Source organism: Bifidobacterium sp. WK012_4_13 (assembly GCF_041080835.1).
Taxonomy (GTDB): domain Bacteria; phylum Actinomycetota; class Actinomycetes; order Actinomycetales; family Bifidobacteriaceae; genus Bombiscardovia; species Bombiscardovia fermentum.
Window position 1 is genome coordinate 154,629 of the sequence record NZ_CP129683.1, and the last position, 25,950, is coordinate 180,578.

At 57.5% G+C, this 25,950-nt stretch carries 19 protein-coding genes; 12 read left to right on the forward strand and 7 right to left on the reverse strand.

What is annotated here, in order from left to right:
- Positions 1-31: 31 nt before the first annotated feature.
- From glmU to QN062_RS00620, 5 genes are all read left to right on the forward strand, one after another.
- Positions 32-1,471, forward strand: coding sequence for a bifunctional UDP-N-acetylglucosamine diphosphorylase/glucosamine-1-phosphate N-acetyltransferase GlmU (gene glmU / locus QN062_RS00600; RefSeq protein ID WP_369341712.1), 1,440 nt, complete (start codon positions 32-34; stop codon positions 1,469-1,471).
- A gap of 116 nt (positions 1,472-1,587) precedes the next feature.
- The gene (rsfS, locus tag QN062_RS00605; protein WP_369341713.1) at positions 1,588-2,091 is read left to right on the forward strand and encodes a ribosome silencing factor; all 504 of its coding nucleotides are present in this window, start codon (positions 1,588-1,590) and stop codon (positions 2,089-2,091) included.
- A gap of 1 nt (position 2,092) precedes the next feature.
- Complete coding sequence (locus tag QN062_RS00610; RefSeq protein WP_369341714.1) at positions 2,093-2,815, forward strand: histidine phosphatase family protein; 723 nt, start codon at positions 2,093-2,095, stop codon at positions 2,813-2,815.
- A 253-nt stretch (positions 2,816-3,068) separates the two neighbouring features.
- Positions 3,069-4,160, forward strand: a complete 1,092-nt coding sequence (locus tag QN062_RS00615) for a hypothetical protein (protein ID WP_369341715.1) — start codon at positions 3,069-3,071, stop codon at positions 4,158-4,160.
- A gap of 211 nt (positions 4,161-4,371) precedes the next feature.
- Positions 4,372-5,169 (forward strand): trimeric intracellular cation channel family protein, encoded by a 798-nt coding sequence (locus QN062_RS00620; RefSeq protein ID WP_369341716.1) that lies wholly within the window; start codon positions 4,372-4,374, stop codon positions 5,167-5,169.
- Between the two features lie 106 nt (positions 5,170-5,275).
- On the opposite strand, the gene QN062_RS00625 is transcribed toward QN062_RS00620, so the two are convergent.
- From QN062_RS00625 to QN062_RS00640, 4 genes are all read right to left on the reverse strand, one after another.
- Positions 5,276-6,805, reverse strand: coding sequence for a dicarboxylate/amino acid:cation symporter (locus tag QN062_RS00625; protein WP_369341717.1), 1,530 nt, complete (start codon positions 6,803-6,805; stop codon positions 5,276-5,278).
- A 193-nt stretch (positions 6,806-6,998) separates the two neighbouring features.
- Positions 6,999-7,610 (reverse strand): response regulator, encoded by a 612-nt coding sequence (locus QN062_RS00630; RefSeq protein WP_369341718.1) that lies wholly within the window; start codon positions 7,608-7,610, stop codon positions 6,999-7,001.
- On the reverse strand, positions 7,607-9,085 hold the full coding sequence (locus QN062_RS00635; RefSeq protein WP_369341719.1) for a sensor histidine kinase: 1,479 nt from the start codon (positions 9,083-9,085) through the stop codon (positions 7,607-7,609). Before QN062_RS00635 ends, QN062_RS00630 begins: the two co-directional genes overlap by 4 nt.
- Before the next feature lie 35 nt (positions 9,086-9,120).
- Positions 9,121-10,791, reverse strand: a complete 1,671-nt coding sequence (locus QN062_RS00640) for an MFS transporter (RefSeq protein ID WP_369341720.1) — start codon at positions 10,789-10,791, stop codon at positions 9,121-9,123.
- Positions 10,792-11,368: 577 nt separating this feature from the next.
- On the opposite strand from QN062_RS00640, the gene QN062_RS00645 reads away from it, so the two are divergent.
- The 5 genes from QN062_RS00645 to cydC all read left to right on the forward strand — a co-directional run bounded on the left by QN062_RS00645 (position 11,369) and on the right by cydC (position 18,966).
- Positions 11,369-12,547: an NAD(P)/FAD-dependent oxidoreductase gene (locus QN062_RS00645; protein ID WP_369341721.1), complete on the forward strand. Its 1,179-nt coding sequence runs from the start codon at positions 11,369-11,371 to the stop codon at positions 12,545-12,547.
- Between the two features lie 54 nt (positions 12,548-12,601).
- The gene (locus QN062_RS00650) at positions 12,602-14,089 is read left to right on the forward strand and encodes a cytochrome ubiquinol oxidase subunit I (protein WP_369341722.1); all 1,488 of its coding nucleotides are present in this window, start codon (positions 12,602-12,604) and stop codon (positions 14,087-14,089) included.
- Positions 14,086-15,111, forward strand: a complete 1,026-nt coding sequence (cydB, locus tag QN062_RS00655; protein ID WP_369341723.1) for a cytochrome d ubiquinol oxidase subunit II — start codon at positions 14,086-14,088, stop codon at positions 15,109-15,111. Before QN062_RS00650 ends, cydB begins: the two co-directional genes overlap by 4 nt.
- A gap of 95 nt (positions 15,112-15,206) precedes the next feature.
- Positions 15,207-17,048: a thiol reductant ABC exporter subunit CydD gene (cydD, locus tag QN062_RS00660; protein WP_369341724.1), complete on the forward strand. Its 1,842-nt coding sequence runs from the start codon at positions 15,207-15,209 to the stop codon at positions 17,046-17,048.
- Between the two features lie 13 nt (positions 17,049-17,061).
- On the forward strand, positions 17,062-18,966 hold the full coding sequence (gene cydC, locus QN062_RS00665) for a thiol reductant ABC exporter subunit CydC (protein WP_369341725.1): 1,905 nt from the start codon (positions 17,062-17,064) through the stop codon (positions 18,964-18,966).
- An 86-nt stretch (positions 18,967-19,052) separates the two neighbouring features.
- On the opposite strand, the gene QN062_RS00670 is transcribed toward cydC, so the two are convergent.
- The 3 genes from QN062_RS00670 to QN062_RS00680 form a co-directional block, all read right to left on the reverse strand.
- Positions 19,053-20,009 (reverse strand): polyprenyl synthetase family protein, encoded by a 957-nt coding sequence (locus QN062_RS00670; protein ID WP_369341726.1) that lies wholly within the window; start codon positions 20,007-20,009, stop codon positions 19,053-19,055.
- A gap of 186 nt (positions 20,010-20,195) precedes the next feature.
- Positions 20,196-21,857 (reverse strand): MFS transporter, encoded by a 1,662-nt coding sequence (locus QN062_RS00675; RefSeq protein ID WP_369341727.1) that lies wholly within the window; start codon positions 21,855-21,857, stop codon positions 20,196-20,198.
- Between the two features lie 23 nt (positions 21,858-21,880).
- On the reverse strand, positions 21,881-22,642 hold the full coding sequence (locus QN062_RS00680) for an SDR family NAD(P)-dependent oxidoreductase (protein WP_369341728.1): 762 nt from the start codon (positions 22,640-22,642) through the stop codon (positions 21,881-21,883).
- 314 nt (positions 22,643-22,956) lie between these two features.
- On the opposite strand from QN062_RS00680, the gene QN062_RS00685 reads away from it, so the two are divergent.
- Together QN062_RS00685 and QN062_RS00690 are read left to right on the forward strand one after the other, a co-directional pair.
- Positions 22,957-23,970, forward strand: a complete 1,014-nt coding sequence (locus QN062_RS00685; RefSeq protein WP_369341729.1) for a zinc-dependent alcohol dehydrogenase family protein — start codon at positions 22,957-22,959, stop codon at positions 23,968-23,970.
- A 471-nt stretch (positions 23,971-24,441) separates the two neighbouring features.
- On the forward strand, positions 24,442-25,929 hold the full coding sequence (locus QN062_RS00690) for an MFS transporter (protein ID WP_369341730.1): 1,488 nt from the start codon (positions 24,442-24,444) through the stop codon (positions 25,927-25,929).
- Positions 25,930-25,950: the final 21 nt, after the last annotated feature.

The window sequence follows — 25,950 nt, forward strand, 5'->3', positions numbered from 1 at the left end:
GGAAACGAACGATCAAGGTGAGACGCCCACGATGAATGATTCAAGGAAGGCGTCGAAGTCCGTGCACGATGGGGAGGCTCGGCGGCTAGGGGTCTCCGCTGCAATCGTCCTGGCCGCAGGTGACGGCACCAGAATGCGTTCTGATACGCCGAAGGTGCTCCATCAGCTTGGAGGAAGGACACTGCTGAACCGTGTCGTCTCCTCAGTCCGGCAGTTGAATCCGGACAGGCTCGCCGTCGTCGTGCACTACCAGGCAGAGCGTGTCGCCGATGCGGCTCTGTCCTACGACAGTGGAATAACGATCGTCCGTCAGGACGACATCCCCGGAACCGGACGTGCGGTGCAGTGCGCCATGAAGACGCTGGGCGAGGATGAAAGGCTCACAGGCCCTGTTCTGATTGCCGCCTCTGACATGCCTTTGCTTGATTTCACAACGCTCCAGGCACTGATTCACTCACATGTGGAGAGTGGAAACGGTGCGACCGTGCTTACGGCCAGACTCGACAATCCGACGGGCTACGGCAGGATCATACGTGACCAGCAGGGCAACGTGCTGAGAATCGTCGAGCAAAAGGATGCGAATAGCACCGAGCTCGCAGTGCATGAGGTCAATACTTCGGTCTACGTCTTCGATGCCGACGTGCTTGGCGCGTCCATCGAGGGGCTTGACGACGATAACGCCCAGGGCGAGTTCTATCTCACCGATGCCCTTGAGCAGGCCACGCAGAACGGCAGGCAGGTCGGCGCGTTCGCCGCCCCTGACGCCTTGGCCGTCGAAGGCGTGAACGATCGAATTCAGCTCGCAAACCTTGCGAAGGCCCATAACAGAAGGGTGTGCGAGGAATGGATGCTCAAGGGGGTCACGATTCTCGATCCGGAGACGACATGGATCGATGACGAGGTCGAGATCGCGCAGGATGTGACGGTGCTTCCAGGCAGCTTCCTTCAGCGGCATACCGTCATCGCCAGCCATGCTGTCATAGGGCCATATACGACGCTTATCGATGCCAGGATCGACGAGGGTGCAACCGTCGAACGTTCCAGAGTGCAGGATTCTCACATCGGTGCCGAGGCAAGCATTGGCCCATGGACATACATGCGACCTGGAAACGAGTTGAAGGAGCAGACCAAGGCAGGCGCCTTCGTCGAGATGAAGAAGGCTCATATCGACAGGGGATCCAAGGTTCCGCATCTCAGCTACATCGGCGATGCCCACATCGGAGAGCACAGCAATGTCGGCGGTGGAACCATAACGGCCAACTATGACGGAGTCCATAAGCATCGCACGCAGATCGGTTCGCATGTGCATGTCGGTGCCGATAACGTCTTTGTCGCCCCAGTCGAGGTCGGAGACGGCGTCACGACCGGAGCTGGCTCGGTGATACGCCATCAGGTATCTGACGGCTCGCTGGCATATTCGGAGAACACGCAGCATGAGAAGAAGAACTGGAAGCCGGCCTGGGAGCGCTGAGCATTCTCCTCGGCCGACGGTTCCTGGCATGGTCGTTGGCTTCGCAGGCTGCCGCTGTCTGCGAAGCGATGTGAATATCGTCGCATTGACTGATAACGACGTGGATATGCGGCATAATGGGTAAGTCAAATGCTTCAGGGAAGGGCGGATACGTGTCGGCTGTACAGGATTCTATTGATTGTGTGAGAGTTGCGGCGAGGGCGGCGGACGCCGTAAAGGCCGAGCATCTGGTGGCCTTCGATGTGACGGAGCCTCTGGCGATAACCGACATATTCATGATTGCCGTCGGCAACAATGATCGTCAGGTTCTTGCCATAGCAGAGGAGATCGAGAAGCAGCTCCACGTTCAGCGGCAGCGCCAGGCACGTTCCCGGGAAGGTCTGCAAGAGGCGCAATGGATTCTCCTTGACTATGGTGATTTCGTGATTCATGTGATGAATCCTGAGGCGCATGAATACTATGACTTGGAACGTCTGTGGCGCGACTGCCCGCTGATCGATCTGCAACTGCCAGAGCATGAGGCCGGTGCCGACCAGGCAGGCGACGAGACAGATGACGAGACAGGTGACGAGTCTTCCACAGCAGATTCAGGCGTGCCATCTGCCGCGGAAAGAAACTGACATGGGCGAGCACGATTCGCAGCCTCACGCCCATTCGATAACGCTGGTTCGCCATGGGCGCACTTCATACAACGCTGCGCAACGCCTGCAAGGGCAGATTGACATTCCCCTCGATTCCGTCGGGGAATGGCAGGTGAGACAGACTGCTGCAGCGCTGGGCGAACTGTATGTCAACCCTGTTCTCGAGCAGGGACGGCAGGTTGTCGTTTCCTCAGATCTGGGAAGGGCCATGGCAACGGCCCATGCCTTCGCCGATCCGCTGGGACTTGAGATTCACCCTGACGAGCGTGTTCGAGAACGAGGCTTTGGAGACTGGGAGGGACTCTCGCTTGCCGAGATGCGCTCTCAATGGCCTCGTGACTACAAGCTCTGGGCAAACTATCAGGGTGGGGAACTGAAGCACGGAGCTGAACCGAAGGAGGACGTCGGAATGCGTGGCGTCTCAGCCATCGAGGATTGGTCATCGAGAGTCGGGTCCGATGTCGATCTATTCTTTTTCTCCCATGGTGCATGGATATCGCAGACCTTGCAGACCCTGCTCGGGCTGAACCTGATTCACGACGACTTCTCGAGCCTGATTTCCATGCGGAACGCACATTGGACGCATCTGATTCCTCTTGACATGCCTGATGGAACCCTGCGTTGGCGGATGATCGATTACAATCATGGTCCGTCCATCGCCGAAACGGAGAAGTGGGAGGACCCGCACATTTCCGGGCATTGATCCTCGATGGCGCTTTGCAGTGAGATCAGGGCACCCTCTTTTTTTTCCCCCCCCCCAAAAAACTCGTCGGATTGCCTCGCATCGGCGAGGCCTCGTATGATTTGCCTTATCATTGCGCTGGCCAAGCTGGGAGATGCCGATCGGTGATGGGACATTCGTTCAGAGAATGTCCAGCGTCGCCTTCTAGGGTTCTGTACAGTTGATTACGGATTACGGAAACGACATCGAGCGAAATCATTAAGGGGAATCGGTTGTGAAAGGTTTTTTCCACAATATCTCATGGGCGCAGATATTCGCAGGAGCTCTGGCTGCAGTCACGGCCTTTCTCCTATCTGCAAAGATCGGTATTGCGGGCTCGGTGATAGGAGTCGCCGTGGGTTCCATCGTTTCGACGGTGACCACGCAGATCTATCAGCGTGTGCTGAACGAGTCCGGCAAGAAAATACAGAAGACCGTCGTCAGCGTTCACTACAACCCCAACCGTTCAGATGATGGCGGCGACGAGGACGGCGGTGCGGGGAATGACGGTGCGGGGAATGACGGTTCAGACGCAGAGGATACGCGGGTAATCTCGAGTGCGGATGAAACCACGCGGTCTGACGATCGAAAACAGGGCGGCACTTCCGAGCAGAATGCCGGAATGACCGCGGAGTTGCCGGCCACGATGGCAACTCCCAAAGCCGACAGCAGCGCACTTGATGCGACCTCACGGTTTTCCGCCGTCGGACCGGTCTCCGCCGGCGACTCATCCGGACGCAAGATAGTCGGAGAGGCGGACGCCTCCTCCAAGACCGGTGCAGCCGGTTCCTCCGACAGCTCCTTCACCAAGAAAATAGAAAGTTCGGCGCACGCAGGCAAGGCGAGCAAGGCAAAGGTCTCTCATCTCGATTCCAGAAGACGCAAGGTGCTGATAGTTGCCATCGTGAGCGCCGTTCTCGCATTCGGCGGCACTGCGGGAATCATATATGCGGTCACGAACGGGCAGGGCACGGATCAGGTCGTACGCAATATCGTGAGCCCGTCGAAGACGGCAGCGCCTTCGCCATCGGTTTCGACCTCGACCGAGAGCGATACCCAGCCAACGCGATCCGACAAGAAGACGGGCCAGACCGAACCATCGCAGACCACGAATTCAAGCGATTCCGACGATTCGGATCAGTCCACCTCCACCCCTTCCTCCAGTTCGACGCAGACATCGGGAAGCACCTCGACACCATCCACGTCATCATCGAGCAGTTCCAGCTCCTCGTCGACTGCGACGTCCACAAGCAGCGCTTCTCCGAGCGCCTCGGCGAGCACCTCATCTGCGCAGCCAGAGGCGGCATCGACTTCCTCGACTGACTGACCGTTTCACTGACTGACTGTTTCGACTGACTGTTTCGACTGACTGACCGCGAAGCCAGGTGCCCGTCCAGGCATCTGGCTGAATGCCTTTCCGGCGTGAAAGTGGCGTTCAGCATGGTGTGAGGTTGCTGCGATTGCGGTGATTCAGGGTTCGCGATACGCTCTGAATGTATCAGTGAGAGGGTCAGAGCAAGTTTGCCGCGGGGAGAGTCATGAAGGTAGCCTTGGAGAGCAATGCCATTTTTATGGGCATCGAGTATCTTGCCGTATTCTGTTCAGGGCTTGCGGGCGGACTTGCTGCAGTGCGCAAGCATTATGACATCTTCTCCATCCTGATAATCTCATGGGTCACCGCTCTGGGCGGTGGAATCGTCAGAGACGTGTTGCTCGGCGCTGTGCCGCCTGTCGGCATCACCGACAGGGGACTTGTTTTCTCGGCACTGGGCTCCGGCATTGTCGTCGCACTCGCATATCTCGAAATCAGTCATTTCACATGGACTCTGATCATCGTCGATGCAATGGCCCTTGGACTGTTCGCAGTCAATGGCACCGCGAAGGCGATGGCCTATGGCACCTCTGGCATGACCGCCGTCTTCATGGGAATGATCACTGCGCTTGCGGGCGGGCTCATACGTGACATTCTGATCAACGAGGTTCCGATAATCATCCGTGACAAGCATTGGTATGCCGTTCCATCCTTCATGGGCTGCGTGCTGACGGTGATCGTGGGGAAGTTCGTCAAGGCGGGCATGCTCGACATCACTCAGGAAATGGTCATGGATGTGCTCATCGTTGTGGTCGTCGTTGCGATGAGGATACTCTCGGTGAAATTCAACTTCGTGCTTCCTGGTGCGGCAAGGCGCACCCACATGCATCTCATCACGCAGACCCGCTATCTGCGCAGACCGGTGATCCATCCCAACGTCACCGTCCGCGAGCGGACGGATGAGCCTGAGAGCGGACCATCTGCGAAGGCCGGGGAACGGCTATCGAGGCATGACGAGAGCTGAGTGCCGTTCATGCTTGGAGGCAGAGGGCCAAGCCTCTCTGCCTCCAAGCTGCCTCCTGGGCCAGTGCGCCTTCTGAATCGATGCCTTTCCTGGATGGGCGTTGATGCTAGGCGGCTTCCTTCACCGCTCTCTTTGCCGATTCCTTCGAATGCTGACCGTCATCGACGCCGCATGACTCGCCACCGGTGCCCTGCAGGGATTCCTGAGGAGTGAGATGAAGCAGCGCTGCATGCGAGCCGGCAGCGGCAGGTTCTCCTTCCGATGCCGGCGCCGGCTCATTCTCAGCGCTGGAAACGGATTCCACTGCTGCATCGTCATCGACCCATTGCCTGCGCTGCGCATAGAGATCGCGATCCAGCTCGTGTTCCCCTGAAGCCACGATATAGGCAGTGTTCGCTGCACCTGCGACGTTCACCGCCGTTCTGCCCATGTCCACGATCTGTGAAATCGGCTGTGAGACCGCAATGAATGCGACCGGGAGACCGGCAGAGGCGAAGAGCGCGGTCGCGGTTACCGTGGCGGTTCCAGGAACGCCGACCGTGCCGATCGAAACCAGAAGCGCCAAGGCTATGAGCAGCAGATACTGTCCGATGGAGTAGTTCAGACCCTGAGACTGTATTGCGAACACTGCGAGCAGAACCGGCCAGATGCCCGCGCATCCCGGCATGCCCAGGTTCGCTCCCAGACTTGCCACGAATGAGGCGATGTCTTCGGAGACGCCGCTCCTGCGCAGTTGTCTGACCGTCACGGGAATTGTGCCAATGCTGCTTTCCGATGTGAATGCAACGACACCGGTGGGCCAGAAAGCCTTGAAGAAGTAAAGGGGATTCACATGCGCGGCTGCGCTGAGAATGGCTGGCTGAACGATGAACAGCTGAAGCGCGAGTGCGATGTATGCGACGATGAGGACCGTGACCAAAGGCAGCAGCGCAGAGACCACGCTGTTGCTGACCGCAGCCGCTATGAGTGCGAGAGTGGCGTATGGTGTGAACCCGACGACAATCTGAGTCGCTTTCGAGAACACGACGTTTCCGGCATCCACGAAGGCCTTGAAGGGCGCGACTGCGCGTGAACCACGGTCCGTTCTCGAAGACTGATTGAACGCCAGTGCCACAAGCAGCGCGAAGATGACGACCGGGACGACTTGGTTCTCGCTCCAGTTCCCGACGAAGTTCGATGGGAAAAGACCTATGAGCGTATCGAGGACACCGGGAACATCTGTGGTGGATGTTCCTGACGTCTGCGTCCATGAGAAGCCCTTGCCGACATTGAAGAGCAGCCCGAGACCGAGGGCGAGCAAGGCCGCGGTCAGTGTGTTCAGCAATAGGAACACGACGCTTTTGATGCCAATGCTGCGTAGCTTCAGCGAGCTTCCGAGACCCGTGATGCTGGATATGACACTGAAGACGAGGAGAGGAACCACGATCGCCTTTATCGCGTTCGACCAGACATCGCCGAATGCCGATGCATAGTCCGTATTGCCCTTGAAAACGACTCCGACGGCAATGCCGAACGCCGTTGCGATGATCACCCGTATGCTGAAGTTGACGTGGAACCTCCTGTGCAGCAACGCGAGGATCGCAAACAATGCGATGGTCGTCCCGAGAGCAACCCACTTCAACGCTAGATCTGACATGTATCTTCCCCCTGTGAAAAGCCGTTCGACTGTCTTTCGTTCCGACAGCTGGCTTCACAGTAAATGAAAGGGAGGGAGAAGTCATGCCCGTCGATATTGCGGTTCGTTATATGTCGTTATCGTTTGGCCTGAGCACTGGGATGACTGGAATGGACCGGACCAGGAATATCCATGTCGCGCGGCACTTCGGCGACTACGGCTTTCTGAGCATCTTCGCAACCGCGGCGGTGCGGTCCGATACCTGGAGCTTGACGAAGATGCGTGAGAAATAGGTTTTGACCGTCGTCTCGCTGATGAACAGCGACGATGCGATCTGTCTGTTCGTCCGACCGTCCGCGGCCAGCGCGAGGACCTTCCTTTCCTGCTCGGACAGTTCCGTGCGCTGCGATGGGTGGAGCTGATTGGCGACTGCCCGTGCGGCCCGAGGTGCGAGGATGGTCTCTCCTGCGACGGTATTGCGAATCGCATCCGCAAGAAGCGAGGGTTCGACGTCCTTGAGCAGGTATCCGTTCGCGCCTGCCTCAATCGCAGGAAGAATGTCGCCATCCGTCTCGTAGGTGGTCAGGATCAGCACCTTCATGTCTGGGAAGCGCGTCAGAACGGCGTGGGTGACCTCTGGTCCTTCCATGTCCGGCATGCGCAGATCGAGCAGAAGAAGGTCAGGCCGGTGAGCGATGACCTCGCGTATGGCCTCATGTCCGTTGGATGCCTCGGCCACGATGTTCAGATCGGCATGTCTGCGCAGCATCGCGCTTATTCCTTCGCGCACCAATGGATAGTCATCGGCAATGACTATGGAAATCATTTCTTTCCCACTTTCCCGACAGATGTCTGTTCATCGTCGCTAGATTCGTCGTCTGCCCTTCTGACGGCATGGATCGGAAGGATGACGGTGATGCTTGTTCCCCTGCCATTGTTCGACTCGACTTCGAGACTGCCTCCGAGCTGCTCGGCCCTTCGCCGCATGTCAATCAGTCCGAAGTGCCTTCCACTGCTGTCCGGACCGTGTTTTCTTCGCATATCCTGCAAGGCGTCATAGTCGAATCCAATGCCGTCGTCGGTCACGACCATCCTGAATTCTCCGGACGGGTCTTCCTTCGTCTGACGCTGCATGGATTGCCTGGAAGGGCCGGGTGACGAAACGATCCCAATGCCTATGGTCACGTGGCTGGCCCTGGAATGCTTATGAATGTTTGCCAGGGATTCCTGCATGATCCTGAGTATCGCCACCTGCTCCTGTGCCTGCAGTTCAGGCAGGCGGTCCTTGATGCTCAGCTTCACGTCCATTGCGCATGTGCGTGGATCCGTCGCGCTGCCCTCATCGGATGGCATCCCGACGCAATCCGGGCCATGGGATTTCGCAAAGGTGTCCACCGTTCTTGTGAGCGCAGTCTGGAGGCCACTGCCTTCAAGGGAAGAGGGGGTCGTGTCCGCAATCAGCCTTCGTGAATCGTCAAGGCCTTGCTGCGATGCCATCTCGATCATGGAAAGATGCCTGAGCGCCTGCTCGGTGTGTTCACTGTTCACCTCGATCTTCGCCACCCTTGCGAGGGCCAGTATCGAGGAAAGCGACTGCGCGATGGTGTCGTGCATCTCACCTGCGATGCGTTGCCTTTCCGCAATCATGCCCTCGCTGCGGCTGAGCCTACGGATCTTGACCTGATCCTTTTCGAGCTCGTGCAGCAGCAAAGCATTGTGCTTGTTCACCATGTCCAGCTTGTCTATCGCGCTTCCGATCATGGCGCTGAAGAAGACCGATATGCATGATGAAACGAGCAGGCTGCCCCAGGATTGGGATGTGCGCTGGCCAATGTCAAGTGCCCCTAGGGCGATGATCGCCAGATTCGTGACGATGACGGTTGAAATCGCATGCCAGTAGTCGAAGACTATGAACAGCTGAGGAATGACGTAGAACTGCGAATAGAATGCATTCCCGTCCATATGCACGGCCAGTGCGGTGCAGATGACTGCCATCGCGGCGAAGCACCATGCCCTGGTTCCTCCCTTGGTCCTGTATCGGGCGTTCGGGGATCGGTACCTTGGGCGTGCGATGGGATACAGCATGGTGGGGATGCATATCAGCAATGACACGAACAGCCTTGGACCAAGGGAAAGCTTCGACACGGATGCGACAAGTATCGCAAGCAGGGGAGTGGCGACCGCAAAGTAGACATTCCACCGAAGTTGCACGGCCTTGGCTTCCCCCGCCACACCGGTCGAGGCATGCGGGCGCAATCCCCGCCAGCACTTTCGAAGCATGTCTGCATGCATGGTTGCCATCTCCACCTGTCCATCGATCGTTCGCAAGTCCAATCCTATTGCCTGTTTCGCTTCCTGTCAGAAGGATACGCGAGTGCCAGGCACAGGAATATGACTCCGATTGCCGCCATCATCAAAAACACTCGACCGACCGCCATCGAGTATGACTCTCGCACCGTCGCCATGATAGTGTGCTGGACCTGCGTCGGCATCTTGCTCAATGCCGAGCCGGTCTGAGATTGGGCGGCCGTTCCTGCGGAGTTTGCAATGGCATCCGCCATGGCCTGGGTCACGCCATAGCGTGACAGGCCGTTATGCAGCCTGTTCGCAAAGACCGTTGAGCTCAGGCTGGAGAACAGTGCCATGCCCAATGCCCCTCCGAAGTTCTTGAACAACTGCGTTATGGCAGACACTTCGCCATATGACGCGTTCAAGGCCCTGTTGACCATGTCGGTGGATGTGGGACTGAACATGAAGCCGATGCCGGCACCGCTCAGGGCGATGGCGGTGTCGAGCACGGATTCCTGACTCGGGATCCCCGCATTGAAGCCGCCGACCGCCGAAGTGAGGTAGAGAAAGCCACCGACCGTGCAGAGTCCGGCGATGATGAGCACCCTTCTTGACCCGTGCCTTTCGAAGATGCGAGCGCCGAGCTTTGACGCAATCATGAATCCGATGAAGAAATACAGGATAAGCAGGCTCGCATCAAGCACGTCCTTGGAGAGCGCAAGCTGCCCATACACGCTCAGAAAATACATGATCGGTATGAATGCCACCGATGCGACAAGATTCGCAATCGCAGAAATCGAGAAACGAAGGTTGGCGAACACCCGCACATTGATTATCGGGTTCGAGCGTCTCAGTTCGAGTGTGACGAACACCGCAAAGAGCAGCGCTGCCGTGACGAAGCTGGCGATGATGCGAGGATCGGACCATCCGACGTCGCTTCCCTGCTGCAGCGGGAGAATGAGTGCGACCATCGCTGCGGCAGCCAGGAACGCCCCCAGGCCGTCCACCTTCGAGAAGCCGCTCCTGTGCAGATGCATCGAGTCCCTGGGAACGAACCACTGGATCAGGACCAGGGAGACCATTGCCAGGGGAAGGTTGATGAAGAAGACGTAGCGCCATGAGAATGTGATGACATAGGATCCGACGATCGGACCGATGGCCGTCATAGCGCCTGTGATGGCAAAGAAGCTTGCCATCGAGGAGGCGCGTCTGTCCGTAGGGGAATAGGTGAACAGGATGCCGATTGCGGCCGGGAACATCCACGCCAGGCCGATTCCTTGAACGATGCGCGATATGACCATCCATCCAAGTGCCATGCTTCCTGCCGGCGTGAGACCGCATAGCAGGCTGCCGATGCCGAAGCTCACGATGCCGATGAGCATCGCACGCCTGTACCCGAGCACGTCTGCCAGACGGCCTGACAGTGGGAACATCGCCGCTGCAGCCAGCAGATATGCATTGATGGCCCATTGGATGCCTGATGCCGTCAACCCAATCCCGGATTGGATCGTCTGCGCTGAAAGGGATATGACTGTCTGATCGATTGAGCTCATCGAAACGGCGATGACGAGTCCCGTCAGAATGATCTGCATTGAATGATGCCGATTGTTCGTATCGCTCCCATGCGTTGCCAAGGGACCATTGGCATTGCCGATGCTCTGTGCAGAGGGTGAGGTCATACGACCCGCGCTCGCTGTGCTCTGACTGTGTATCATCATGCTTTCCTTGCGTTCTGTGCGTGGACCCACAGGAGACCGATGAAGGTCTCCAAGGGTGCGCATCCGTGATTACGTTATGAGGTTAGAAGCATGCCGAACGCACGTGAGTCAGCCATTCGGGCATAACGCTGTCCTCCATAAGGAGGACAGCGCCAGCGTTCAGCGCGAACGATCCGTCAGCCCTCGTGCGGAAGCAGACGAGGTGTCTTCCCATGACAGCCGCTGCCGCAGCGTCGCGGCGGATGGGACAGACGGCAGCAGGCGCCAAAACCAAGTGAGACCAGGGTTATCGTCTACTCTTCTGCAGGCGTTCTGTTCGAAAGGGGTGTTTCGCTCAATCTGTCAGAAGCCGCCTGGGCGTAGATTGAAGGTATGGGTGATGTCGACGTCATCCATGCAGTGCAGGCTCTGTGGGCTGTCGTCATCTGTCGGGAAGTGGGAAAATGTGATTTTGATAACTGTGTAGTTATCCGGCATTCGATTGAGAGTAACATTGCTATGTGGTTCGGAGTGCTTGCATGAAGCGGCGAGGTTCAGGGTTCGCCCGAATCGGGGGATTAATTCTTACGGAGGGATCATGGTGAAAACGATCGCAGTCCTTGGCGGAGGCTACGCGGGTCTACGTGTGGTCAAGTGTCTGACCCATAAGAAGGTCGATGCCCGCATCATACTCATCAATAAAAACAAGTATCACTATGAATCCACGCAATTGCATGAGGTTGCCGTAGGCAATAAGGAGCCTTCGGACATCAGCTTTGACATCCGCGCAGCGTTGCCGGATTCCGTGGATCTGATAGTCGATGCCGTCACCTCGATCGATAGGGAAAATCACAGGGTGATGCTTCAGGAATCCGATCCGGTCGAATACGATTACCTGGTCAATGCCTTGGGATTCGAAAGCGAGAGCTTCGGCATCAAGGGGGTTGCCGAACATTCCCTTTCCTTCAATGACATCGATTCCGCGCTCGCCGTCCGCGCCCACATCGAGCGCACCCTCGCCAGATACGCCACCAGCCATGACCAGAATGACCTGCACATTCTCGTATGCGGTGCAGGCTTCACGGGCATCGAGCTGCTCGGCGAGCTCATAGAGCGCATTCCGGAGTGGACCAGACAGTATTCACTGCCAGAGGGCGGAATAACCGTGGACTGCATCGAGGCAGGAAAGAAGATTCTACCGATGCTTCCCGAGAATCTATCCTCATGGGCCGTCAAATATCTCACCGATCATGGCATAAAAATTCACAGTGGCACGCCGATCACGGAGGTCAGGGCTGGCTCCGTGCTCAGCAACGATACCGAGTTCCCCGGAAACATCATCATCTGGACCACCGGCGTCCAGGGAAGCCATGTGATCTGTGATTCTGGGTACTCCCAGAAACGCAACCGCGTCGTGGTGGAGAACGATTTGAGAGTGAAGGACCATCCAGATGAATTCCTCATCGGTGATGTCGCGGCTGTTCCCGATCCTGATTCCGGCCGTTTCTATCCCACGACGGCTCAGATAGCGGTTGCACAGGCAGACTGCGCGGCGTCGAACCTTGCCGCCTTGCTCGATGGCCGGCCTACCAGCGACTTCCATTTCTCGAGCGTCGGAACGGTCTGCTCGCTTGGACCAGGTTCCGGCGTCGCGGCGATCGATGAGCTTGGCCATTGGAAGTTCAAGGGACATAAGGTGGGCCTGCTGAAGAGAATCGTCAATGATCGCTCGGTTCTTGAATTGGCTCATGTCAAGGAAATGCTTGCGAGCCGCTGAATCCGAATCAGTTCGACTCCATAATTGAATCCGTGCAAGAAAGGAAGTGCACACGTGACTATCTTGGGTCTATCTCGCTTTCAATTCGCGATGACGACGATATTCCACTTCTTCTATGTGCCATTGTCCATCGGTCTGGCCCTATGCGTGGCCATTCTCGAGACGATATATGTCTTCAAGAAAGATGAGATCTATCTGAAGATGGCAAAGTTCTGGGGAAAGATATTTCTCCTGAGCTTTGCGGTCGGCGTCGTCACCGGCATCATTCAGGAATTCCAGTTCGGCATGAACTGGTCGAACTACTCCCGCTTCATGGGCGACATATTCGGCGCGCCGCTCGCCATTGAGGCGTTGCTTGCGTTCTTCCTCGAATCCGTCTTCATCGGTGCTTGGATGTTCACATGGAACCGCTTCAAGCCAGGAATCCATGCCATGTTCATGTGGCTCACATGCCTGGGCTCGATACTTTCGGCGATCTGGATTCTTGCAGCGAACAGCTTCATGCAGCATCCGACTGGATTCGAGATCGACACCAAGACGGGACACGTTCGTCTCAGGAACTTCTGGGATGTCCTGGGCAATCCACAGCTGTGGCGCCAGTTCCCTCATGTGCTGTTCGCCGCCGTCATGACCGGTGCCATGGTGATACTGGGCATGGCCGCCTTCGGACTCCTGCACAAGAAGACGCAGGGCAGCGAATCCGACAGGCTCTTCTTCACCAAGTCGGTGCGCTTCAGCGCAGTCGTGGCACTCATCGGGGCGGTGCTTTCCATCTATGCCGGTGATCTGCAGACCCAATACGTCGTCCAGGACCAGCCGATGAAGTTTGCCGCGACCGAGGCGCTGTACAAGGATTCCGGAGACCCTGCGTCATGGGCCGTGGTCTCGCTTATCAATGAGAAGGACAAGACAGCCAAGAGCATCGAGATTCCCTACATGCTCTCTCTGCTGACCTATCACAAGACAAGCGGCTCAGTGAAGGGCATGGATACCATCAACAAGGAGCTCCACCAGAAGTACGATGCCAAGTTCGGCAAGGACATGAACTATTACGTTCCAGTCAACGCACTGTTCTGGAGCTTCAGGTTCATGGCTGCGGTCGGATTCGCGGTGGCTCTCGTCTCGGTGCTTGCGCTTTGGGCCACACGGAAGAACAAGAACACCCTATACAAGATGCGGTGGCTGCTCTGGATCATCGGAATCTGCACATTCCTGCCCTTCATCGGCAACACCGGCGGATGGCTGATAACCGAGCTTGGACGATATCCATGGCTGGTCTATGGCATGCTGACGATAGCAGATGGCGTTTCGCCGACGGCGACCGTCGGAAGCCTGTTCTTCACCAATCTCGTGTACTTCCTGCTGTTCCTGGTCATCGGTGCGGTGATGATCACCTACTCGCGCCGCGTGCTGTATCAGGGGCCTGACGGGGACGGCAGAATTCCAACCCGCAAGGGCACCCTGATATCCGATCTCGAAGCCAAGGACTCGAAGGATTCGAAGAAGTCGAAGACCGCCACAAGGAGGGTGAGCCTCGCATGAGCGTTTTACAGATTCTATGGTTCTTCGTCGTCGCACTGCTGTTCGCAGTGTTTCTGCTGCTTGAAGGCTTCGATTTCGGCGTGGGGATGGCGACGCGCTTCATGGCCGAGAACGATGGCGAGAGACAGCTCTATCTCAGAGCCATCGGGCCTCATTGGGACGGCAACGAGGTGTGGCTCATCACCGCAGGCGGCGCGATGTTCGCGGCGTTCCCGATGTGGTATGCCAGCCTGTTCTCCGGCTACTACATTCCGCTCTTCCTGGTCTTGGTGGCGCTGATTCTCAGAGGCGTGTCCTTCGAATTCGCGAGCCATGCGATAACGGTTCGGGAGAGAAGCCTGTGGCAGTGGGCGAATTTCGTCGGAAGCCTCTTCGCCCCATTCTTCCTTGGCATGATGCTCACCAGCCTGATTCAGGGCGTGCCGATGGACGCTCAGGGCAACGCATGGCTTGGTTTCTTCGACATCGTGAACTGGCTTTCGGTCGTCGGCGGCATCGCGGTCGTATACTTCTGCTTCCTGCACGGCCTGCATTTCCTCAGCCTCAAGCTGGAACACGACCAAGCACGCCACATGCTTAACGCATCGAGCAAGCTGTATTGGATCGCATACCCGGCGCTGGTGGCGTTCGTGGTGCTCGCCTTTGTCTTCACCGACTTCTATAGCGTGCATGCGGTCAGTTCATGGATCATCACCGTCATCATCCTTGCGGCGACGATATGCGGGCATCGCGCGGCGGAGGAGAGGCGGGGGGTCATCGCCTTCGTCTCATCCGGCGTGACTCTGGTGGGCATCATCGCCTTCATCTTCAACGGCATGTTCCCACGCGTCATGGTTTCGGCTGGCGGCGTTCACGACCTGCTGGTGAAGGATGCGTCGGCGTCCCCGCTGACCCTGGGCATCATGACGGGCGTGCTTTGCGTGCTTCTGCCGATCGTTCTGGGATACATCATCTGGAGCTACCGCATTCAGCGCGGCCGGGTGAGCGCGAAGGCGCTTGAAGACTCGGCGTATGCGGCTTGAAAGTGGGTCGAGCCGGCGCACGCAGGCTCATGCGAACGCTCGTGTTGAGGCCCAGACCAATGGACTGAAGTCCAGACTACGGTGAATCGACTGCCATGATTGACAAGAAGCTATTCGAATTCCAAGGGGTCAGCGCCGCGATGGCGTTTCTGGCGCTGCTTTCCCTTGCCCAGGCCGTGGCGACCGTGGGACAGGCCTATGGACTCACCCTGGCCTTGGTGGAAATCTGGAAGTTGCATGCCCTTGCCTCGATCGTGATTCCAGCTGGGATATTCGCAGCGGCCTTCGTCGTTCGGCAACTGTGCGAGGTGGCCAAGAAGTCGGTAGCGACGCACTGCGCCGATCGGATCGTCCGCGACCTTCGGCCACGGGTGCAGGCCAAGCTGTTTGACGCTGGCCCGGCCGCCATGTCCAGGCGGGGGACTGGCGCCACGGTGACGATGCTTCTCGATGGGTTGGATCAGACGAAGACCTATGTCCAGACGATAATGCCCAAGATGCTTGATATGACCATCGTTCCCGTGGTGATTCTTGTCGTCGTATGGTACGAGAACTGGCTTGCTGGCCTGGTCCTGCTCATCGTGTTCCCACTGCTGATGTTCTTCATGGCGATTCTGGGAATCGTCGCGCGCGATAAGTCCGATAGGCAATACGGTGAGTTCCAGAATCTGAACAACCGTTTCGTGGATACCATTCTTGGCCTGCCGACGCTGAAGATGCTGGGCGTCAGCGATGACTACGAGGATGAGATATATGGAGTGAGCGAACGTTTCCGCAGAAGGACTATGAGCGTGATCATGGTGGCGATGTCATCGTCATTTGCGCTTGATTTCTTCACCACGCTCAGCATCGCAGTCGTTGCCGTCTTTCTTGGAGTGAACCTCATCAACGCCTCCGTGGCACTGCTTCCAGCGCTCTTCGTGCTTATCCTGGCGCCTGAATACTTTCTGCCGATTCGGCAGTTCGGCAATGACTATCACGCAACGCTCAATGGGAAGAACGCTCTTGCGGACATAACGAGCCTTCTTGACGCTCCTGACCCCGCACGCGACGATGACTTCGAGATGGGCCGTTGGGACAGTGACAGCGATCTGAGCCTTGCGCACGTCGGCTTCTCATATGAGGTCAGGGACGAGGATTCCTCAAGGAACGATGCTCATGGCAGGGCGAGCGGAAGACGAGGGAGATCGGGCTCCGACGAGGATACAGGTGCACAGACGCCCGAGCATTCCCATGCTCTTGACGACATTTGCCTTGACTTCCATGGCGTGGAGAGCGTGGCCATCGTCGGGCGCTCAGGATCGGGAAAGTCAAGTCTCATCGATCTGCTTGCGGGCTTCCACGAGCCGCAATCCGGCGTGATCGCCATCGATGGGAAGACGACTCCGCATCTCAACATGGCGGCATGGCAGAGACGTATATGGTACATTCCTCAAAAGCCATACATATTCCACGGAACTATCGCAGACAACATTCGCTTCTATGCCCCGACCCATGCCCCGACCGCATCTGCGGACCAGATTCAACGGGCCGCCGAGATGGCAGGGCTGGGCGATTGGCTTGCGACGCTGCGAGATGGGCTGAACACTCCCATCGGCGAGGGCAACCGTGCCATAAGCGGTGGCCAGGCCCAGCGCATAGCCCTGGCTCGCGTGACGCTGGACAGCAGCAGGGAGATATTGCTTTTCGACGAGCCGACCGCACATCTGGACATAGAGACCGAATACGAGCTGAAACGGACGCTGGTGCAGATCATGCGCGGACATCTCGTGATTCTCGCCACGCATCGGCTGCACTGGCTTGATTCGGTCGACAGGGTCGTGGTGCTTGACGAGGGCAGGGTCGTGCAGGACGGCGCTCCGCGGAAGCTGCTCAGACAGCCCGGCGCACTGAGTGCCCTGATTGGTGAGATGGGCGGCGATCATATTGGCGGCTGAGAGAATTCATGCTGTGACTGATGACGGTGGGATGCTGCAGGACGACATGGGCGTGGCCACCGCCAGGGAGCACGGTGGCGACGATGCTGGCCATCAATCAGCCAGCTCCACTGAAAATCCCGGATTCCATGAGACTCGCTTCGGTGCCCATGGCAAGCGTGGCCTGGGCGATTATCTGAAGGCCTGGCATCACGATCGTTGGTTCTGGCCCTATCTTCGGCAGAACCGGTGGCGCCTTGCACTGATCTTTCTTCTAGGGACACTGACCTTCGTGTGCGCTGCGGGTCTGATGTTCACCTCAGGCTATCTGATAAGCCGCTCCGCCCGCCACCCATACAATGTGCTCATGGTCTACGTGCCCATCGTGCTCACCCGAGCCTTCGGCCTTGGACGCCCGACATTCAGCTACGCCGAACGCATCCTGAGCCATGACTGGGTGCTTCATGTGGTGTCGAAGCTTCGCGTCGGCCTTTACCGGACCTTGGCCAGGGACGCATCCTTCCTTGATGAGCATGAGCAGACCGGCAGTGTGCTTGGAGTCCTTGCGGACGATCTCGATCATCTGGAGAATTTCTATCTGCGCACCATCTTTCCGACCATTGTGGCATTCCTGGTATGGGTTCTGGTCACCATCTCCCTGGGCATTTTCTCATGGCAGACATGCGTGATGATACTGATCATCTTCGCACTCGTCCTGGTGCTTGCCCCGATGGTTTCGCTGCAGTTCGCGGACATGCACTACCATCGCGAAAAGGCCGCCCGAAGCCGTGAATACACCAAGGTAGCCGAGGAATATCTTGGTCTGGGCGATTGGATCATCACCCATCGTTCCCGCGAGTTCGTCGAAACCGGGGAGGCCGAGTTCAGGACGGTTGCCTCGAGCACCCAATCACGCGAGCGCTTCGAGCGGTGGCGTGACTTCCTCATCCAGCTTGCCTTCGCGGCCGCCGCCGTGGTGCTGATGGTCGCATCCAGCCTGGTGCTGACATCATCCACCACCCTGGCCGATTATGCCGCCGCTGCGGTGCTCTCCGTATTCCCCCTCATCGACTGCTTCATCGTCGTGGCACAGGCCATAGCAGAGGTGCCGCTGTATGGCGAATCACTTGCGCATCTCAATGGCCTGAGTGCACGCGTGGACGGGAATGTGCTTCCCGAGTCACCGCAGCAGAGATTGGAAGGGGGGTTGGAATCCATTGACTTCGATCATGTCACCTTCAGATATGGCCCCGACGAGACGGTGCTGCTCGACGACTTCTCGCTGCACATCGATGCAGGGGAGAAGGTCGCGCTTCTCGGCCCGAGCGGGGAGGGCAAGACCACGATCCTGCAGCTTCTGCTTGGCGACTTGATTCCGACAAGTGGAGAGGTCAGGATAAACGGAATCCCCGTCCGCGCATTGCAGGAGGAGCGTAAGCGTCTCTTCGGATATCTGAATCAGAGCCCCTTCATATTCCGGGCAAGCATCGGCGGCAACGTTCGACTGGGCAGACCGGAGGCGAGCGACGAGGAAGTCTGGAACGCCTTGGAAACCGTGGAGTTGGACGGGTTGGTCAGGGACATGCCCCAGGGACTGGACACGGTTGTCGGTGAGAGGGGAAGCACGCTTTCCGGCGGCCAGCGAGAGCGTCTTGCTCTGGCCAGGATTCTGGTGAAGGACACGCCGATGGTTCTTCTTGACGAACCGACCATCGGATTGGATCCGATAACGGAACGTCACCTGATGTCGACGATATTCAAGGCCAATGCACAGCGAACCATGCTTTGGGTGACTCATCATCTCAAGGGTCTGGAACACGCGGATCGGATGATATTCCTTGAGGGCGGCCATATCGTCATGCAGGGCGATCCCGAGGAGCTCTACCGAAGCGATGAGCGCTTCCGTGCCCTCTACCGCATGGACGTCGCCGAACTGTGAGGCATCGATGCCTCATCGTGCGCCATGCACGGGGGAAGGCCGAAATCTCGTAGGCGTGTCATGTCGCACGTCATGGCGGAGCGCTGCTATATGCCTCTGCTGAAGCGTTCAAGCATCGATTCAAGCAGTTCCTCGATGCCATCGGGGATGTCCATGCTGTGCAGCAGCCGTTCAGCCTCGGCGATGTGCTCCCTTGCGATCTGTTTGCTCCTGCGAATCGCTTCGGGATTGGAATCGAGAAAGTCCAGCACTGCGGAGACGTCGTTGCTCTGCAGCAGTCCCGAGAATTCAGGGCTCATGTCTCGCGCGAGCAGCACCGGCAGCGTATAGATGCCATCGCCTATGTCTTCGAGCTTGGGCTTGCCGGTGTCATCCGCAAGATTGAAATCCTCGATGTCGTCGGCGATCTGGAAGGCAATGCCCAGGTGCATGCCAAAGCCTGCTGCGGCTCGAAGCAGTGCCTCATCCGGTTTGTTTCCGGTGCTCAGACGCAGCCCAGTGACGCATGAGTGCTCGAACAACGCTGCGGTCTTGCCACGTATCGCCTCGATGTAGTGCTCGACCGTCGTGGTGACCCGATGCCTCGCCGATTCCTGGCTGAGCTCACCGTTCAGGATTCTGCCCAGAATGGAGGCCTGCTCGTGCATGAAATCCAGGTCGGGAGCTATTTCGGACATGATCTCTATATACCTCGATAGAATCAGGTCGCCGAGATAGATTGCGGCCTTGTTGCCGACGATCGTCTGCACGGTGGGACTGTTGCGACGAATCGCCGCACCATCGACGACGTCATCATGGACCAAGGTCGCCAGATGAAGCATCTCTATGCATGAGGCAGCCGTGACGGTCGACTCGTCCAGTCGGACTGCCTCGCCATCGTTCACACGTGCGAAGAGAATGACGAGAGAGGCCCTCAGCATCTTGCCGTGGTTATCAAGAAGCATCCGGTATTGATCGGCATATGGTTCAAGCGCGGCCTGCTCAGCATGGAGCCGACCCTTGACCCGCTGCAAGTCTCCCGCGAGTATAACTTCCTGCTTCAATGCCATTGCCCCATCCCAACCTATAGTTACGATCCCACTAAAGTGTACCCAACCTCATAGTCCGCTGCGAGGAGTGAAATCGAGGAAATGTCTGTGGTCACACTCACCGACCCGGTGAATGTGGCGTGGGAGGCGCAGCCGCCGGAATCCGGAATGCACGACCACGAATCCACTTCATGCAGGCGTTCAATGCTGGATGCTCTTCGGAAGTGCGAAGACAAGCAGGCATGCGATGACGGCGAGCATGGCGCTTGCGAGCATCGCGACAGAAGCCGCATGCGTGAAGGTGTCTGCCAGAATCTGTGAAGTGATGCGTCGGTGTGGGAAGTCAAGAGAGCCGAACAGTATCGAACCGATTATCGCGATTCCAGACGCGGCGCCCACGCGCTGGGCGGTTCCGACTATTCCAGACGCCGCACCTGCATCCGCGCGGTCGACGGTGGCTACGATGAAATCGACATTGGGTGCGATGAAGAATCCTGAACCTATCCCCGCAATCAGCAGAGGCAGCAGAAGGACCCAGTTATTCAGTTCGTCGGTGGGGAGCAGGGAAAGCATCAGCCATACAGAGAGCAGGCCGAAGGCGACCATTCCCGTTCCTATGCTCAGGACCTTCCTGCCCAGTCCATATGCAAGACGGTGGCTTTGCGAGGCCCCGATGATCGAACCAATGGCGAAGGGCGCCGACATGTAGCCCGTCTCGAGCGCCGAATGTCCAAGGCCGGACTGCCAGAGAAGCGAAAGCGTAAAGAAAATGCTGGTGAATGCGGCGAAGTATACCAAGGCGAGAATGATTCCTCCGGTGAACTGCGCCCGGACGAAAAGCTTGGGTGGAATCAGCGGAACGGCTCCAAGACGTGCAAGCCGCATCTGCCACAATCCGAATGCGACGAGCAGCAGCACGCCTGCGCACATCATGAGCCATGTCCACAGCGGCCAGCCCGAGCCTTCTCCCTGAATCAGAGGGACCAGAATGGCGCTGAGCGAACATGTCATCAGGATGAGACCGACGACGTCCGCCTTGCCATGCGTTCTGCCTGAGACAGCGGAGGGCAGCGTAATGATGCTTCCTATGACCGCGATGATGCCGAAGGGCAGATTTACATAGAATACAGAACGCCATCCCTCGCTCTGGCCGAACCATTCGATGAGGAATCCTCCGAGAACCGGTCCGATTGCCGTTGAGAAGCCGATGACCGCCCCCATGACGGAGAACGCCCTGCTGCGGGTCTTCCTGACGAAAAGAAGCTGAATCAGCGCCGTCACCGCTGGATAGAAGACGCCTCCGAAAAGACCCTGAACTATTCTGGCGCATACCAGGCTGAGCGAACTGTCCGATATGGCACACCACAGGCTGGCGAGCGTGAATCCTGCCAGACCTATCGTGAACACCCACTTATGCCCGAACCTGTCTCCCAGCCTTCCCGCTGGAATCAGGGCGAGTCCGAAAGCCAGTGCGTATCCGGAAACCACCCACGACAGCACCGATTCGGATGCATGAAGATTGACGCGAATCGTCGGCAGTGCGACGTTGACGATCGTCGTGTCCAGCATTGACATCGCGACGCCCAGCAAGAGAACCGTCAATGACGGCCAGTTCCTGGAAAGACGCTCGGATGCCATGCTCTTGTTGGGAATTGGCCTGCTGCCATGCTGGGACATTGATTCTTCGTTTCTCTCGTCGTGTCGGTGATGATGCCTGAATGAACCTTGCAGGCGTTGGTATTCTATGCGCTTTCGATCGATTGCGCCTACGGCATCCGAATGGCCCACGCCATGCTCCGCCTGCGATTCATGGCGAATGCGTGACGTGGGCCATTCGGATGCCTGCGTCGAAGATGCCTTCATGCAGGCGAGAGGCCTTGGCCTGCTCAGTCCTGCACAGGCTGGCCGCTATAGATTTCGAAGCCTGCTGAGACGGGAATGTTCTGTCCTGTGATCGGATCTGACTCATCGGAAGCCAGGAAATACATCGTGCGGGCTATGTCCTCTGGCTGGACCAGTCTTCCGAGCGGGCTTGCCTGCGCGAACTCGTCGATTACCGATTGCGGATTGCTTCTGAACATCGGTGTCATGGTTGGGCCAGGGTTCACGTTGTTGACCCTGATGCCATACTTGCCGTAGTCAAGAGCCATGGCCCTGACGAGATTGACGACTGCGCCCTTGGCCGCGTTGTATACGGCCATGTTGTAATCGCCCTGCAGACCTGATATCGAAGCGGTGTTGACGATGGTTCCCGATTTGCGTTCGATCATTTCGGGCACGAAGGCCTTCGTCGTCAGATAGATGGACTTCACATCGGTGGCCATGACCCGATCCCACACATCCTCATCGATTTCGTGAACGGCGCCCTTGGCGAAGATGCCCGCGTTGTTGATCACGCTGTCGACATGACCGAATGAATCGTGTGTCGCCTGCGCCATCGCGTCGACCGATCGCGCGCTCGATACGTCGCATTGCTGGAACGCCAGCCGTTCGGGGGAGTACTCGGCCAGAAGTTCCTCGAGGACCTTCTTGCCAAGGTCCTCGTTGAAGTCAGCCATCATCACATTCCAGCCCTTCGCCAGGAACAGCTTCGAGGTGCTTAATCCGATACCTGACACAGCCCCAGTGATTACAACAGTTCCATTCATGCGTTGTCCCGTCCTTGCATATGAGAGTCGGCATCGTGCCGAACATCGTGGATTACTTTTCACATCACTACTTATGGTGGACAAATCCGGTATGGTCGACAAATTCTGTGCGGCGCATCGAATATGTCTGCACACGTGGGAAGGTGCCTCGAGCGGTGCCTCGAAATGTGCAATGGGAGGTGCAATGGAAGACGCGCTGAAGGATATCTTCTCCAGCGTAATCGACTTCAGGACTCTCATTTGGATTTATGTTTGTTGTATTCGAGCTTTGTCTCAGTAGTCAATGCAGAAGTCAGTGCAGGAAAGGTCTTGTCATGCGTGGTGTCGTTATGGAGTCTGCCGGTGACGTTCGAGTAGAGGATGTTGCCGATGCCAGGATTCACAAGCCTACCGATGCGGTTATCAAGCTTACGGCGGCATGCATATGCGGCTCGGATCTATGGCCGTACCGAGGCGCTCAGCCGGTTGACCATCAGATGATGGGGCATGAATATGTCGGTGTCGTGACCGAGGTCGGCTCTGATGTGAAATCCGTGGAACCAGGGGATTTCGTGGTCGGTTCGTTCTGTCTTTCCGACGGAACCTGTGAGATCTGCACGGACGGGTATCCGTCGCGATGCGTCAATGGCGGCTTCATGTCAGGCGCTCAGGCTGAGTATGCGCGGGTTCCGCTTGCTGACGGTACCTTGGTGAAGACTCCTGGACAGCCTGACGCTTCGTTGATTCCATCGTTGCTTGCGGCTTCCGACGTTCTCGGAACCGGTTGGTTCGGAGCCGTGGCCGCTCAGGCAGGCCCAGGAAAGACGGTCGCTGTCGTGGGCGATGGAGCGGTGGGCCTTATGGCGATACTCGCCGCAAGGCAACTGGGAGCATCGAGGATCATCGCCATGTCTCGCCATGCCTCAAGGCAAAGGTTGGCAAGGGAATTCGGGGCCACCGACATCGTGGAGGAACGTGGCGATGCCGGTGCCGAAGCGATTCGAAAGCTTACCAACGGTCTCGGGGCTCACAGTGTTGTCGAGGCGGTAGGCACCCAGGAGTCGATGATGCAGGCAATTCACGCAGCTCGCTCAGGAGGTTCCGTGGGCTTTGTGGGCGTTTCGCATGGCGTTGAGATTCCGGGCAGTGAACTGTTCGGCAAGGAGATCCATCTGTTCGGAGGTCCGGCTCCGGTCCGTCTGTTCCTTCCGGATCTGATCGATAGGATCTGGAACCATCAGATCGACCCGGGCAAGGTGTTCGATCTCACCCTTCCTCTCGAACGAGCCGCAGAGGGATACAAGGCGATGGATGAGCGCAGGGCCATCAAGGTCCTTCTGCAGCCGTGAGGAGGCGCTCGCGAACCGTGTGCGGCATGTTGGCTGCACCGAGCGCATGTTGGTTGCACCGAGCATTTCGTCTGCACCGAGCGATTCGTCTGCACCGAGCAATTCAGATGCACGGCTGACCCGGATCGCAGCTGATTGAAAGGCCGCAATCGTCATTCATCCAGTGACGGTTTCGGCCGTATTTCGTTTATCGGCCATGACAACCACTTGCCGTCATAGTTCGATGTCGATATGTCGGCTCTGCTCGAACTTCGTCGCATGCCATGATTCGCGAGAGGGGCCCCATGACGCAAAGTTCAGCAATCCTTCCACTCGCATTCATCTGAAGTCACCCCATGTTTAGTTCCCTGCATTAGTGTTCCGATTGTCTGGGCCAAGCAGCTGCAACAGCTCGAATGAATCGCAGGATTCATTGGACGAATGGCCCAAATGCTGACTCGGAAAGCACATCACGGTATGGGAGCATGGGTTGTGTCAAACATTCATGGAAGTGAAAGAACAAGCGGATCCACAGCGAATGAGAAGGGTCCAAGCACGACGGATGAGGTGAACGGCGCAGTTCCGATAAGCCGTATCTGGCTTATGGCGGCAATCGAATTCTGTGCGCTCGGCGCTCTTTCGGGGCCCCTCGCAGTCACACTCTCGCTGAAGGTGCTGCAGATCGTGCCACAGTCGAACAAGGAGGTGGGGCTCAGCATCATAACCGCTGTCGGCGCTCTTTGCGCGCTGATTGCCAACCCGATCTTCGGCTATGCTTCGGACCGGACCCGAAGCGCCTGGGGGCGTCGCAGACCTTGGATAGTCTTTGGAGTCGTTGGCGGCTTCCTCTCCGCCATACTCATCGGCCTGTCGAACAGCATCATGATGCTGACTGTTGCATGGGCGCTGAGCCAGATTTGCTACAATGCGACCCTTGCATCCCTCTCCGGTCTTCTTGCGGAGCAGATTCCTGACGTCCAGCGTTCGAAGGCATCGGGAATCTTCGGTGCCGCCGGCTTCCTGGGGATGATTCCTGCAATGCTCGCTGCCACACTCTTCGCACAGCATGTCTGGGCGATCATCATCGTCATGCCTCTTATCGGCCTGATTCTCGTTCCCCTCATATGTCTGATGATCCCCGAAGCCCATATCGGCCGAACCGAGGCCATGAGCTCGAAGGAGTCAATGGGAAGCCTGCTGACATCCTTCTTCTTCAACCCCTTGAAATACCGGAACTACAGCCTGCTGTGGCTGCAACGGTTCATCATGCAATTCGGCTATACCATCGTTGGCACCTATGCACTGTATTATCTTCTGGTTCGCATGCACATGCAGACAGCAGAAGCCACGAAGCTTACGGGAATGGCGACAATCATCGGAGCCGTCTTTAACTTCGGTGCGGCGGTGCTCGTCGGATATCTCGTTGCCCGCAGCGGCAACTACCTGCATGCGATGAACCTTTCGATCCTGTTCATGGCAGTGTCATTGCTGACAAAGGCATTCACCGACAATCTTGGCGCATTCTGGTTTGCGACCATTCTCGCCGGATTCGCGTTGGGAATGTACTATGCAATCGATTTGGCCTCGGCAATGCGAGTGCTGCCTGTCGGGAACGAGGGCAGGTTCCTTGGCATTTTCAATGTCGCGAAATCATTGCCACAGTCACTCGCGCCAGCGGTGGCTCCGCTCTTTCTGACCATCGGTGGAAAGGATCCCATCGTAGGCAGCCAGCAGAACTATATGTCTCTATACATCGGTGCGGCGATATTCGTCGTCGCCTCATTCTTCCTGGCCCTTCCGATCCGAGACATCCTCTCTCGTCCGCAATCCCACAGGGATGCGCGCTCTCAGAGCGATTTTCAGGCTGGGTCTGGGTCCATGGACCTGGGTGTGTCAGAAGTCTCCGCGCCTGCGATGCAGCCGCTCGTTCAGGTCACTCAATCAGTTGCCCATGACGGGACGGGATCGTCTGCACGTTGACAAGACGTTGACAAGATGCCC